This is a genomic window from Halalkalibacter suaedae, assembly GCF_017939705.1.
Lineage (GTDB): Bacteria > Bacillota > Bacilli > Bacillales > Bacillaceae_D > Halalkalibacter > Halalkalibacter suaedae.
Map to the genome: position 1 here is coordinate 695,381 of NZ_JAGKSQ010000001.1, position 13,625 is coordinate 709,005.

General features: G+C 38.4%; 17 protein-coding genes. 5 read left to right on the forward strand and 12 right to left on the reverse strand.

Features of this window, described 5'->3' with window-relative positions:
- Window positions 1–163: 163 nt before the first annotated feature.
- Complete coding sequence (locus J7W16_RS03320) at window positions 164–364, forward strand: helix-turn-helix domain-containing protein (RefSeq protein ID WP_197150028.1); 201 nt, start codon at window positions 164–166, stop codon at window positions 362–364.
- Window positions 365–931: 567 nt separating this feature from the next.
- On the opposite strand, the gene J7W16_RS03325 is transcribed toward J7W16_RS03320, so the two are convergent.
- The 6 genes from J7W16_RS03325 to J7W16_RS03350 all read right to left on the reverse strand — a co-directional run bounded on the left by J7W16_RS03325 (window position 932) and on the right by J7W16_RS03350 (window position 3,058).
- The gene (locus J7W16_RS03325; RefSeq protein ID WP_210595760.1) at window positions 932–1,075 is read right to left on the reverse strand and encodes a hypothetical protein; all 144 of its coding nucleotides are present in this window, start codon (window positions 1,073–1,075) and stop codon (window positions 932–934) included.
- Between the two features lie 12 nt (window positions 1,076–1,087).
- Entirely contained in the window at window positions 1,088–1,264 is a 177-nt protein-coding gene (locus J7W16_RS03330; RefSeq protein WP_210595761.1) for a hypothetical protein, read from the reverse strand.
- Between the two features lie 315 nt (window positions 1,265–1,579).
- Complete coding sequence (locus tag J7W16_RS03335; RefSeq protein WP_210595762.1) at window positions 1,580–1,969, reverse strand: Imm50 family immunity protein; 390 nt, start codon at window positions 1,967–1,969, stop codon at window positions 1,580–1,582.
- 17 nt (window positions 1,970–1,986) lie between these two features.
- Window positions 1,987–2,220 carry an HNH/endonuclease VII fold putative polymorphic toxin gene (locus J7W16_RS03340; protein WP_210595763.1) on the reverse strand — a complete coding sequence of 78 codons (234 nt, stop codon included), beginning with the start codon at window positions 2,218–2,220 and terminating at the stop codon, window positions 1,987–1,989.
- A 232-nt stretch (window positions 2,221–2,452) separates the two neighbouring features.
- Window positions 2,453–2,671, reverse strand: coding sequence for a DUF2207 domain-containing protein (locus tag J7W16_RS03345; RefSeq protein WP_210595764.1), 219 nt, complete (start codon window positions 2,669–2,671; stop codon window positions 2,453–2,455).
- Window positions 2,672–2,698: 27 nt separating this feature from the next.
- Complete coding sequence (locus tag J7W16_RS03350; RefSeq protein ID WP_210595765.1) at window positions 2,699–3,058, reverse strand: VOC family protein; 360 nt, start codon at window positions 3,056–3,058, stop codon at window positions 2,699–2,701.
- 148 nt (window positions 3,059–3,206) lie between these two features.
- Here J7W16_RS03350 and J7W16_RS03355 point away from each other — a divergent pair, with 148 nt between their 5' ends.
- On the forward strand, window positions 3,207–3,386 hold the full coding sequence (locus J7W16_RS03355) for a small acid-soluble spore protein H (protein ID WP_210595766.1): 180 nt from the start codon (window positions 3,207–3,209) through the stop codon (window positions 3,384–3,386).
- 915 nt (window positions 3,387–4,301) lie between these two features.
- On the opposite strand, the gene J7W16_RS03360 is transcribed toward J7W16_RS03355, so the two are convergent.
- The 4 genes from J7W16_RS03360 to J7W16_RS03375 all read right to left on the reverse strand — a co-directional run bounded on the left by J7W16_RS03360 (window position 4,302) and on the right by J7W16_RS03375 (window position 8,693).
- Complete coding sequence (locus J7W16_RS03360; protein WP_210595767.1) at window positions 4,302–4,502, reverse strand: YjfB family protein; 201 nt, start codon at window positions 4,500–4,502, stop codon at window positions 4,302–4,304.
- Window positions 4,503–4,580: 78 nt separating this feature from the next.
- Window positions 4,581–5,468, reverse strand: coding sequence for a DMT family transporter (locus J7W16_RS03365; RefSeq protein WP_210595768.1), 888 nt, complete (start codon window positions 5,466–5,468; stop codon window positions 4,581–4,583).
- 71 nt (window positions 5,469–5,539) lie between these two features.
- The gene (locus tag J7W16_RS03370) at window positions 5,540–7,234 is read right to left on the reverse strand and encodes a M3 family oligoendopeptidase (RefSeq protein WP_210595769.1); all 1,695 of its coding nucleotides are present in this window, start codon (window positions 7,232–7,234) and stop codon (window positions 5,540–5,542) included.
- A 1-nt stretch (window position 7,235) separates the two neighbouring features.
- On the reverse strand, window positions 7,236–8,693 hold the full coding sequence (locus tag J7W16_RS03375) for an amidase family protein (RefSeq protein ID WP_210595770.1): 1,458 nt from the start codon (window positions 8,691–8,693) through the stop codon (window positions 7,236–7,238).
- A gap of 1,493 nt (window positions 8,694–10,186) precedes the next feature.
- On the opposite strand from J7W16_RS03375, the gene J7W16_RS03380 reads away from it, so the two are divergent.
- Window positions 10,187–10,648: a hypothetical protein gene (locus tag J7W16_RS03380; protein WP_210595771.1), complete on the forward strand. Its 462-nt coding sequence runs from the start codon at window positions 10,187–10,189 to the stop codon at window positions 10,646–10,648.
- Between the two features lie 51 nt (window positions 10,649–10,699).
- Here J7W16_RS03380 and J7W16_RS03385 read toward each other — a convergent pair whose 3' ends face one another.
- Together J7W16_RS03385 and J7W16_RS22100 are read right to left on the reverse strand one after the other, a co-directional pair.
- Window positions 10,700–11,137: a hypothetical protein gene (locus J7W16_RS03385; protein WP_210595772.1), complete on the reverse strand. Its 438-nt coding sequence runs from the start codon at window positions 11,135–11,137 to the stop codon at window positions 10,700–10,702.
- 120 nt (window positions 11,138–11,257) lie between these two features.
- Window positions 11,258–11,380, reverse strand: coding sequence for a hypothetical protein (locus J7W16_RS22100; protein ID WP_283246007.1), 123 nt, complete (start codon window positions 11,378–11,380; stop codon window positions 11,258–11,260).
- Between the two features lie 169 nt (window positions 11,381–11,549).
- On the opposite strand from J7W16_RS22100, the gene J7W16_RS03390 reads away from it, so the two are divergent.
- Complete coding sequence (locus tag J7W16_RS03390; protein WP_210595773.1) at window positions 11,550–12,452, forward strand: helix-turn-helix domain-containing protein; 903 nt, start codon at window positions 11,550–11,552, stop codon at window positions 12,450–12,452.
- A gap of 777 nt (window positions 12,453–13,229) precedes the next feature.
- The gene (locus tag J7W16_RS03395) at window positions 13,230–13,622 is read left to right on the forward strand and encodes a sporulation protein (protein ID WP_419095809.1); all 393 of its coding nucleotides are present in this window, start codon (window positions 13,230–13,232) and stop codon (window positions 13,620–13,622) included.
- Window positions 13,623–13,625: the final 3 nt, after the last annotated feature.

Genomic DNA, 13,625 nt, shown 5'->3' on the forward strand with positions numbered 1-13,625 from the left:
GATATTTCCCCCTCCGTTACGCAAATTAGGATTAACGTAACGCTTAGCCGCTATAATAAACATAAATCCATTGTATGCGGCTTTAGCGATACAATCAACCTCTTTACCGATACAAATTTATTGTGTATCGTAAAAGTAACTTAAAAAGAGGAAGGGAACTATCATGCCAATATCAATCAAACTTAAAGAAATCCTTAAAGAACGTGACCTTTCACAGCGTGAATTAGCACGTATGACAGGGCTTCGCCCTAATACAATAAGTCACCTTTGTTCAGACAATGTGGACAGAGTGTATCTATCAACAATAGAAACGGTATGCAAAGTGTTAGACATTGACATTCAGGAGTTAATCGAGGTGGAGTAGCCTCTTGTTATAGTCATCGTTCTATGTACGTAAAAGTTGCTAAAAATTTTAAAAGGCAGGGAGAAAGCGAAGGTATCTTATTTGAGAATAAAAATGGTGGTAACTGATGATAATACGCCTTTTTAATGTAATGAAAAACATAAATTAGGTTATACATTTTAAAGTCAATGTGCGTACAATATAATTTATTTAAATATCATTTAGAGTTTACATAGGTTATTGCTAATCTATCGATAAAAAATGGTTTATTAGTTACCCCATACCACTAAAAAAGACGGTTATCTTTAACGATAACCGCCCAAATTGATTTGCATTAATTATTAGTTTCTAACACTCTTAATTCTCAATTTCCTTACATGCAATTTTGATTTTATTACCATCAATTAGTTCTATATTTAATTGATACCATTTATCTATAATATTTTTATTTCCTCCACCAGGTAAAGGTTTTTCACCATAGTGGTGTTTTATAGTTTGTATAGATGCATAAATAAGACTTCCTTTTGTCTCAACATTTATATCTTTTATTACTGACTCATCCCAGTGACCAACATATGAAAAACCAATTTAATCCTTACAAATAATCTTAACTTCATTATTATTTTCGTCGCTTGTAACGATAACTTCTATTTTGTCATATTCAATTTCTAATTTAACTAATGAACAATCAGCCCAACTGTTACCATTTATTAGTTTTATCGTACTATCCAATATCCTACCCTCCTATTTTAACCAAAATTGTGGAAAAGAAGTATTATTTGAAGGGTCTCCTTGCCCCCACGGACCGGTTAGACCATTTTTACGATGTTCTACATGAACATGTGGAATATCGTGGTCTGGTTTCATTTTTACGTTAGGGTTATTACTTGGCTTATGAGCATCTTCAATCCTTACTCTCACTGGTCCATTACTACTATTCCCACGATACTTTCCATTCTCCTCTGTCATTTTTGATAAATTAAAGCCACTTCTTGTAGCAGGTATCGCTTCTCCTTTAGGTGTAACGTAAAAGTCGGTAGCATTACCTTTACCCTAAGTTGTAATCTTAACAACTCAATTTTAAAAGGCATATGCACTAAGGGATTTGCAACAAAGAGCACTCTTAATACATTTGTAAAGTTACTTCAAATGACTAGCAATTTCCAATATTAGGGGGGCGGACGGATAAAAGAAACCTTGATAAGCAAGCAGCCTATCAAGGTTTAATTAGTTAATCTATACTAAGGTATCAATATACCCACTTACAGACTGTATCATACCGTGGTCAGCTTTAAGTTTCATATCAACTGATCCAGATATATTAACTTCAAACTTTCCTGCCTCATCTAATTCTACATTAATATTTCCCCTGTATTTATCTTTGTTAGACTTTATAGTTAAGTCTTGTGCATCAAAAAAGTCTAGTTCAACAAATACAGTATTATAATTTAAATCACTCCACTTTCGAGGAGGATTATCCGCAAACTTTGGCATATTAAAATTAATAGATATTTTTCTACCTTCTTCTTCAATTTTAATTGCTTCTATTCGAACATTAATTAGTTGAGGTATTTCATCGTATAAATTTGATATAAATTTGTTACCATCTAAAACTTTGTACCACATTTTTTCACCTCCATCAATTATTTGATAAAAGGATAATGATCATAAGTTCCAGGGAAGGAGCCTGTACGAGGTTTACCAGCAGGTCTAACATTAAAGTGTGGACCTTGACCACCTTTAAAATGACCTGCACTGTGATCTTGGATTATTACCCTTTTGCCGTAGTTATTAGTAAAGTAATATTCTCTTGTATAAATAACATTCCCTTTTGTATCTTTAATTACATGTCCGCCTTCATATTCAGCAAGACGCATCGGTGGACGGTTAACTGTTTCTGGTTGTTGTCCTTTTGGAATACCAGCATCCCTTTTGGCTTGATTAAAAGCACCATTCCTACTAGGAAGATTATCCGTACCCTTAATAAAGAACTACAAATCCAACTTTAATTTGCCATTACCCTATTTTGTAAAGCTAAAAAGTTATTCCATCGTATTATAAAAAATAGGCTGTCAAAAAACAGCCCTGTATATTTAAATATTAATAATTTTATCTGATTATCTCTATTTTAAAAACCAAATCATCAAAGTTATCATCGGGGTGCCCATCATTACAGTAATAGATTTTTCCACTCGTCGGTTCAGGTGGATGGACCGTGATTGTCAGCTGTTCATAGCTAGAGTCATTTCGGTCATCAAAAAAAGGCCAGTAGAACTCCGCAACATCGGCATATGCAGTGACGCCATCTTCAATGAGATAAGGTTTCATTTCACATCTCAGGTAGCAACGGTGTAATTAGTTTATTTGACAAATCATTAACATATTGCCATCAGGGTCTTTGAAATTAAACCAATGGCCATGCTCAATTTCTGTCACAAGCTCAACCCCTATTTCTTTCATAAATTGATAGGCTTGATGAATGTCCTCAGTATTAAAATGAAACATCGGTGTTCTGGCATAGCTATCATCCGTATAAACCTTACTATCTAACACGACATTTAATCCGTTATTATCCATTGGCAAGCAGCACAAATGTCCCGAAATAATCTCCATACTCGGTTCAATCTGTAATAAAGAACAATACCATTCCCGTGCCTTTTCAATGTCACTTACAGGTATGAAAATCCCACCAACCTTACTTGTAATCACTGACATACCTTCAGCCTCCTCGCTTATATATGTAAATATTATACAACATTTAGTTACTAGCGTGAAAAATTGTCAATAATTTGAAATTATTTGCATAGCCAGGCATTTCTGAACAAATAGTATAGAAAAAGGTGAGAGAAAGGAGGTGTAAAAAATGAATGCACAACGAGCACAAGAAATATCTGATTCACCAAACATGATCACAGTCGCCTATAAAGGCCAACCCATCTATATCGAGCATGTCGACCAAAGCAATGGAGTCGCCACCATCCATCCAATCGACAATCCAGAAAATAAGCAAAGCGTTTCCCTTGATGAGTTAATGGAGCAATAGGAATTTGGAGTTATGATCCGATTTGCGTAGATTATGAGCCAAATCTGCAGACTTATGAGCCGGATTTACCTAGTTATGAGCGGCACACTCCCCGGCTGGCTTTTCCATTAATCAGGCTTTATAAAATGATCTTTTTTTATGAAAAGCCAGCTACTTTAATAGCTTTTTTCAAAGATACGAGAAACACTCATGCTGATTGTCGCGTTTTTCATAGGGAGAAATCACTTTATGAGCGGAATTGGGAGACTTATGAGCCGGATTGCGTAGAATATGAGCCAAATCACAGATTTATGAGCCGGATTCACCTAGTTATGAGCGGCACCCTCCCCGGTTGGCTTTTTCATTAATCAGCTTTATAAAATGATCTTTTTTTATGAAAAGCCAGCTACTTTAATAGCTTTTTTCAAAGATACGGGCAACACTCATGCTGATTGTCGCGTTTTTCATAGGGAGAAATCACTTTATGAGCGGAATTAGGAGACTTATGAGCCGATTTGCATAGATTATGAGCCAAATCAGCAGATTTATGAGCCGGATTCACCTAGTTATGAGCGGCACCCTCCCCGGCTGGCTTTTTCATTAATCAGGCTTTGTAAAATGATCTTTTTTAATGAAAAGCCAGCTACTTTAATAGCTTTTTTCAAAGATACGGGCAACACTCATGCTGATTGTCGCGTTTTTCATAGGGAGAAATCACTTTATGAGCGGGATTGGGAGACGTATGAGCCGGATTGCATAGATTATGAGCCAAATCAGCAGATTTATGAGCCGGATTCACCTAGTTATGAGCGGCACCCTCCCCGGCTGGCTCCTTTCCATTAATTACACTTTATATAATGATCTATTTTTATAAAATGCCAGCTACTTTAACAACCGCAAACAAAAAAGCAACCTCTACAGGTTGCTTCATCACTACTATAGTTTGATATCAATACTTCCACCTAGATGTGGCTGTGCGGCTTGTTGGATCGCTGTGGCATCAGCGGATCCCATTAACTTTTGTAATGCATCGCCTTGCTGTTCGGCTGTACCCATTGCCTTTTTCATGATTGATATTGATGCTTGTTGTTGAGCCTTGCCCTGACTTAGGGCCATTGATAGTAATGCAATATCCATATAAAACACCACCTTCTAGTCACATAGAACTCATCTGCTATTAGTCTAGCAAAACCAACCTCATAATACTAGAAGCTTTCAACTTTCTATACTAACTTCACCTGCTTTTACAGGCTTGCTCTGCCAGTTCACTAGAAATATGCCAACAAAGATAAGCAATCCACCAACAATGACATACCAGCTAATTTGCTCATCTAATAGGAACCAGCCCGATAACACACCGAAAAAAGGTGCTAGAAAGAGAAAGGCACTTACTTTACCTGGATCTCCTTTTTGTAATAAGAAAAACCAACCAGCAAATTGAACAATCGAGGCCATAATTGCGAGCCACGTTAATAACAATACTGATTGAAGATTGATGGCAAAGGCTGGAGTCTCTAACACAATGCTCAGCAGAAGCAGGGCCACACCACCAAAAAACATTTGATAGGCTGTTAGCACCCAAATATCGAGCGAGCCTCCCCATTTTTTAATCAACAATGTTCCAATCGCCCATGAAACAGCAGCTAACAAACCTAGCATTGTTCCAAACTTAAGATCGAGATGGGCTCCTAATGTGAGAAAGACACCGATGAAGCCGATAACCACACCAATCCACTGCCTCGAGCGATAGCGACTCTTTAGAAAGATCGTCGTTAGGATGATAACCAAAAGTGGATTCGTAAAAGTTAAAATCGATATTTCACCAGCTGTAATCGTCCGGAGTCCAACAAAAGTACACCCCATCACACCAGTCGTTTGAGCAAACCCGATTATCGCCATTCTGAGCCAATCACGACCGAGAGTCGGATGCGGTCTTTTGAGTAGCTTGACGATCGTTGCCATGATTAGACCTGCTAGCAGAAAACGAAGTCCGACTAACAACAAGGGTGTCGAATAAGCCAGAGCCATTTTTCCGATTGTAAATGAGGACCCCATTAGGCTTGTTGTGACAATGACTAATATCGCAAAGACAAATTTGTTCAAGGCACACCTCCTAACAACCCTCTAAAAAGATAACCAGGAACTTTGCTCTAAAAGTTCCTGGTTGAATATGATTATAGTGCTTTATCATCAATTGAATTTAAATAGCTTTCGATTTCATCAATAACTGATTTTACACAACCATCTTCAAATGGTGAGATTAAATTTGCTTCCTTTACCAACTCTGTGAACGATTGACTTCCACCCTGCTTACATAGATGTAGGTAGTCCTTCCACGCCGTTTCTTGATTTTCCTGTGCTCGCTTCCAGAATTGCAGGGCACAAATTTGAGCTAGCGTGTAATCGATATAATAGAAAGGCACCTTGTAAATATGACCTTGCTGCTGCCAGAAGCCGCCTTCTTCTAAGAACTCATTTCCGTCGTAATTAATATGTGGTAAGTACGTTTTTTCAATCTCTATCCACGCCTTCTTACGTTCCTTAGGTGTCGCCTCTGGGTTTGCGTAGACATAATGCTGGAATTCATCAACAGCCACACCATAAGGGATAAACAATACCGCTTCACTTAAGTGAGAGAATTTATACTTGTCGGTGTCTTCCTTAAAGAACAGCTCCATCCAAGGCCAAGCGAAAAATTCCATACTCATTGAGTGGATTTCACAAGCCTCTAATGTCGGGAAGTTATACTCTGGCACGTCAAATTGACGACTTTCAAACACTTGAAACGCATGACCAACCTCATGCTTAAGAACACGAACATCGCCCTTTGTCCCGTTAAAATTAGCGAAAATATACGGTGATTGGTATTTGCTAATATAGGTGCAATAGCCCCCGCCTGCTTTACCTGTTTTGCTTAAGAGGTCCATTAAATTATGATCGACCATATACGTGAAAAAGTCATTCGTTTCAGGTGACATTTCCTCGTACATTTTCTTCCCTTGCTCGACGATCCACTCTGCGTCACCCTTTGGATCGGGGTTTCCACTCTTGAAGCTGAAGCTATTATCATAATACGCAAATGTATCAACACCAATACGCTGCTGCTGCTTCTCCTTTAATTTTGTCGCGAGTGGCACGATATACTCCTTCACCTGCTCACGGAAGTTTGCTACCATCTCAGCATCATAATCCGTACGACCTAAACGAGCGTAGGCAAGCTCAGTAAATGAGGCAAAGCCGAGCTTCGTTGCAATACCTGTACGAACCTTAACAAGCTTGTCATATAATTCATCTAATTGAGCCGAATTCTCTACAAAGAACTGATACTTCGCTTCATTAGACTCCTTGCGAATCGCCCTGTCTGTTGATTCATGATAAGGTGTTAGCTGTGAAAGAGTACGTTCCTCCCCATCAAAGGGGATTTTCGCTGCAGCTAATAATTTTACATAATCACTTACCAATTTGTTTTCTTCCTGCAAGTCTTTGACAATTTCCGGGGAAAAGGTTTTTAACTCACTGTCTGCTAAAAGGAAAAGCTGTTTGCCCCATTTTTCTTCAAGCTGTGGACGGAATTGAGATGCTGTCAACGCATGATAGTATGTTGTCACGAGCCCTTGATACGTCGGTCCTGCTTCATTAAAGAACTCATTTTCTTCTTTATAAAATTCATCCTCGGTATCAATTGTATGACGAATATAGACAAGTTGGTTCATTGATTCAAACTCTGAACGAAGCTCATTAATCGCTGACATCACGCTATCTTGAGCTTCAAACGATTCCGCTGTGCGAAATTGCTCAACCAATTCCTTAAAATCTACCTCTATCTCTTCAATATCCGGTCTGCTGTATTGATACTCATTAAACTGCATTTTAATTGTCTCCTTTTTCAATAAAATCAAGTACTGGTGCAACTCTGTTATGTGTTGCTTGCTCATACGAATAAGCGATCTCAATTAGCTTCGGCTCACTGTAGGCCATTGCGGAGAATGTCACCCCAACCGGTTCACCCTCTGGCGTATAGCCACCAGGAACGGTAATCGAAGGATATCCTGCCTTCGCTGGTGCCGCTGCCCCGTAATTTTTCGGGAATAAAATCGCGTCTATTTCAAATGTCTTAAACATCTGGTCAATCCCTTTTTCACCAGATTGAACCAAATCCTCTTGACGATCAGCTAAATACGCTGGATCATTAGGATCATCACTCATTTCCTGTGCCGCTTCTAAAATCGATTGTCCATAAGGAATCGCCTCGGGATGCTCCTTATTCCATGCAATCACTTCTGCTAAAGTACGGACAGGAACATCACTCGAAAGCTTGCTCAAGTATGCATTCAAATCATGCTTAAACTCATGATGCAGCACAATTGACTTATGTGTTGGCAATGGAACATTAATCGGATCAACGATAATGGCACCCTGCTCCTTCATCACATCGATCGCACGCTCCATGATGTCTTTTTCGGCATCTGTGAGCCACTCCATCGTCGTTCTGTCGACACCAATTCTAGCTCCTTTTAAACCGTCCTTCTTTAAAAAATCGGTATAGTTATGTACATGTCTAGTACTCGGTGCCGTTACCTGGTCCTCTTCATCAAAACCGGCAATCGCAGTTAAAAGGATAGCCGCATCCGTTACCGTCCTTGCCATCGGTCCCGCCGTATCCTGACTATGAGCAAGTGGAATCATTCCCGTTCGACTAACCAAACCAAGTGTCGGCTTAATCCCAACAAGAGAGTTGCTGCTCGCCGGACTAAGAATTGAGCCAGATGTCTCTGAGCCAACCCCAGCTGCAGCAAAGCTCGCGGCAATACTTGCACCTGTTCCCGAACTCGATCCACCCGTATCAAACACACCTGGTTGATATGGATTTTTTGTTTGTCCACGCACGCCACTAAATCCATTAGGAAGCTTATCCGAGATAAAGTTGGCAAACTCCGACAAATTCACCTTCCCCAAAATAATTGCCCCAGCCTCTCTTAGCTGCTTCGCTACAAAGGAATCCTCTGTCGCATAATTATTTGCTAAAACACGTGCCCCAGCCGTCGTTGGCATCTGGTCACTCGTCTCAATATTATCCTTCAGCAAAATCGGCACCCCGTACAATGGCCCCCGCTTAGCCTCGCCTCGCTTCGCATCCAACTCAGCCGCTACCGTCAATGCATCCGGATTAACCGCTACAATCGCGTTAAGCTGATGATCGTATTGCTCAATTCGCTCTAAATAAAGCTGCACCAGCTCCACTGAAGTCAACCTACCCTCAGACAAAGCCGCACCGATCTCCAAAATCTCTGCCTCTTCAACCACAAAAGACCTCTCAGACTTTTCCATTATGTAACCTCCTATTCGAGTATAAAAAATCCACTCAATTATAGTGTTATTTTATTTACTATTATTATTTAGTAAGTCGAAATAAATATCAATCTTTTTATATTATATAAGATTTATAGCGTTTTTACATTGGGAAAGAAAAATTTTTATATGCGATTTGTATGTGGATGATTTTAGAGGTGGATGAAGGGCGATGGGTGGTTTTTTATTCGGTATATGACCTTTAATTAATTAATTTAATTGGAGTTCCAGTCAGTTTGGGTGCTATTTCTAGAAGAGCGGATGCATTTTTGCTTAGGTGCAGCTTGTGAGTAGGTAGAATTGGGGCTTTATGAGCCGAATTAAGGTCATTATGATCCGAATGCGCTGGTTTATGAGCCGGATCGGGATAGTTATGAGCCGATTTCATGCTTTTATGAGCGGGAGGCCGTTCGATGGCTGGCTTTTAATTCAATATAAGTCTTGTAAATCATTCATTGAATCGAAGAGCCAGCCAATTTGAGAGCTCTTCCTTGGAAGAGAAGGCTTATTTTGCTCAGATTCAGCTTGGGGGTAGGTTGGAATTTTGGCTTTATGAGCGGAATTGAGGTCATTATGATCCGAATGTGCTGGTTTATGAGCCGGATTGAGTTAGTTATGAGCCGAATTCATGCTTTTATGAGCGGGAGGCCGTTCGATGGCCGGCTCTTGATTCAATATAAGTCTTGTAAATCATTCATTGAATTGAAGAGCCAGCCAATTTGAGAGCTCTTCCTTGGAAGAGAAGGCTTATTTTGCTCAGATTCAGCTTGGGGGTAGGTAGAATTTGGGCTTTATGAGCGGAATTGAGGTCATTATGATCCGAATGCGCTGGTTTATGAGCCGGATTGAGTTAGTTATGAGCCGAATTCATACTTTTATGAGCGGGAGGCCGTTCGATGGCTGGCTTTTAATTCAATATAAGTCTTGTAAATCATTCATTGAATCGAAGAGCCAGCCAATTTGAGAGCTCTTTCTTGGAAGAGAAGGCTTATTTTGCTCAGATGCAGCTTGTGGGTAGGTGGTATTTTGGCTTTATGAGCCGAATTAAGGTCATTATGATCCGAATGTGCTGGTTTATGAGCCGGATTGAGTTAGTTATGAGCCGAATTCATGCTTTTATGAGCGGGAGGCCGTTCGATGGCTGGCTTTTAATTCAATATAAGTCTTGTAAATCACTCATTGAATCGAAGAGCCAGCCAATTTGAGAGCTCTTTCTTGGAAGAGAAGGCTTATTTTGCTCAGATGCAGCTTGTGGGTAGGTGGAATTTTGGCTTTATGAGCCGAATTGAGGTCATTATGATCCGGATGCACTGGTTTATGGGCCGGATTGAGTTAGTTATGAGCCGAATTCATGCTTTTATGAGCCACACCTCGTTTCCACCTTTCTCATGTACGAACAACCACTCCCTGTACATATTCCTTCCAACTAACGAATAAGATTGAACAACCCTAGAAGTTGAGGAGGTTGTTGTATGCAGCGGAGGCAATCATCACCGCTTAAATTCTTTATTCCTTTGATTGGAGTTGCAGCTATCATTAGTGTCCTTATTTTTATTTTCGTTCCTACCCAGGCTAAGCAAGCAAAGAACCTCGTGGATAGCTTCTATATGCAGGAACAGAAGGCTGATTATGATTCATCTTGGAAGTTATTTCATCCTGAAATGAAGAAGAGGTTTTCACAAAAAGACTATATCCAAGACCGCATCCATACATTCATGGGGCACTTTGGAGCCGACACGTTTACATATTCCTTAACTAAGCCAAACAAAATAGTAGATTGGAAAATGACGAATGACTCCGATCCAATAGAGGTTTATGAGATCATAGTAACAAAGGAATACAAAGCGAAATACGGACATTTTCAGTTTGTGCAATATGTTTATGTTTCCTTCAAAGATAAGGAGCCAGGAATTCTTTGGGACTTCAAGGAATAAACTATCGCATCACGAAAAAAAGAAACCAGAGCCTTTCGCTCTGGTTTCTTTTTATTTAAGTAATCGAAGCTTTCTAGATCGCTGCAAGCAAAGTGTATAAGTAATTTCCTCAGCATTACAGAACCTAGCATACACATCATGCCCTCCAAACATTCTCTTATCAAACGGTAAGTAAAACAAGAGAAGTCCAGTTTCAGTCAGATGCGTTTGCACACACATTGTGATCACTTTTCGATCAGTAATAACATCCACAAGTATCTTGGACGTATCTACTAATGTCGTCATTCCGTAGAAGACGGAAAAAGTCCCACCCGAGAATTCAGCTTTTGCCACATTCGATAGAACCTTCTCCCTCAACAAATCACTTGGATTAAATGTTGGTAGAGGGTAGGAAGATAATGAATTGATTCTTGCCATCATAGAATTCGGATCGTCCCCCTCCATAAAGAAAGAGATTGGCTTACCTTCTAGTCTGTAACTCTGAATCATTCCTTCACCTTCCTTTCGTTGGTTCTAACTCACGCTTTTAAAAAAACTCTCATTAAAATTTCATGGCACAGAAAGATACATCTAAAAGATCATATGTGCTATTCTATGCTTGTTGATTGATTACTTATGGAATTCGCCTAGATCTTGCACTTTAATAAGATCATTGACCGGTTGACTACTAAAACCAATACTAAATACCAAACCAAATGCAATTAAACTAATTAAAAATAACTTTCTCATCATTCTTCATCTCCCAATATTTGTTTTATTTGATACACTTATTATAATAGCAATTAAATTATGGTGTAATACCTATTATAAGTTAAAGAGTTCATCATTCAATTAGTTTCTTCCTTCATACTCGCTTTTCCTTGAAAAATTATAACTATATTCATAATTCGGAGGTGGACCTATGAACTATAACATTGGAAATAAAATTAAAGATTTAAGAAAATACCTACATATCACCCAGGCAGAACTAGCCCAAAATATATGCTCTCAAGCAATGATTAGTAAGATAGAAAAACATGAAGAAATCTATCCTTCTGCCGAATTACTTTATCAAATCAGTCAAAGATTAGGTGTAACAATTGATTATTTTTTTCAAGAAACAGAACTATTAAATATTAATTATGTAAACGATGTTTGTGATCAATTAAATAGTTTAATTCAGTTAAGAAAGTTTGAAGAAGCTTATCGTGTTGTCAAACTTGAACAAAAAAACCCTCACTTTCAAGAACCACATTTACGGAGGTACTTGCTATGGCGTGAAGCCATCTGTGTCTGTTACTTAGAAGGAGAGGTTGAAAAAGCTTTAGAACTAATAGATCAAGCACTCGCCCTTTCAAAAACGACTAAGAAAAATTACTCCATAGAGGAATTAGATATATTAACGAGCAAAGCTATCTTTTTAGGAATTTTAAATAAATGGAGTGCGGCTGATCAATTGTATGAGCATATACTGAGTCACGCCCAAAAATCAGTTTATCAAAAAGGCAAAGGTACTTTAGCAAATATTTACTATAACTATTCAAGAACTTCACTCTTTTTAGGAAATTACAATAAAGCTTTGAAATTCGCAAATAGTGGGATTGCACTATGCAAAGAGGAAAAAACTATCTTTCTCCTAGGTCATCTTTACTATCAAAAAGCTGAAACACTATCAAAAATTGAAGGGAAAGTCACATCAGATATTCTTAATATTTACAAAGATGCCGTATGGGTTTTCAAGCAAATTGGAGATGATAAAAGTTGTGAATATGTTCTGTCGAAAATAGACTCTCTAACAGTAAATAATCCGACTACTAGTCAGTAACCCGTACTGCCTAGTACTCTCTCCTATCCCGTAAGGCTTTTTGTAGGTTAGTTCCGTTCTCTGTGGTCGATGTTTGTAGCTAGAAACTGATTTGCAGCTGTAGCTTTATTATGTTTTCAAGTCTGTTTCCACGAAGCAAGGATTCCATTATTAGCTATACTAAATAAACAAGACTTAACCCATCTGCGTTAAGTCTTTTTCTCATTCTATTACTAACAACTTCAGTGGCTTCTGTTACTTCGTTGAGATGTTAATATCTGTTCCTCGAGTTACACAGAAAAGATAGGTTCTAAAAGGAAATTTCGTATTTTCATGAACAATAAATATAACAAAACTCCTCACTCTTGCTATCCCCCTATAGATAGGAACACGACAGATAGCTAAAACGCTATAAAAATCCATAAACTTGCATTTTTTTAATAATTCACTTGACAGAATAATCAGTATCTAATATTATGATCTTAACAGATGAATATTATCTCCTAAGGGGAGTAGCTTTTACATTCGAGTCGTCATTTCGGAACTATTGTTCTCGGCTCTGGTGGCAACCTACGTTGTTAGCAAGACCTTACCTGATAAACGGTAAAGGTCTATTTATGTTTATTAACCTTTACCACTTATGGTAAAGGTTTTTTTGTTTTCGTTTAGACATTTAATTGATTTTTGCGGACGAAAAAACACTCTGTTCACAAGAGTTAGATCCATACAAAGGAGAGAATATAAGGTGTAAGAATATCAGGAATACTATTAAATAATTAGTTCGGAAAATATATGGAGGTGGAAAGGTTGATTAAAAAGTACCTGTCTCGCTTAGGAGTGGGTTCAGCAAAGGTAGATCTTATTTTACCCAAAAAAACATATCGACCAGGAGAAAATATTAAAGGATGTCTTAAAATCATTGGCGGGACCATTCAGCAACAAGTTAGTCGTATCGATAGTGATTTAGTATTAATTAACCAGACTAAAGGAACTGAAAAGGTTGTGGGCTTTAAAACCATTCTTAGCAAGAGGCAAATTAATTCAACTGAAGAACATGAAATTCTATTTGCCTTTAAAGTGCCACCTGAAGTTCCGGTTTCATCAGATGAAATATCTTATCGTTTTGATACAAAGCTCACCTTTAATAAAGGCGTAGAAAGTATGGATTGCGATATTATAAAAATCCTTTAACAT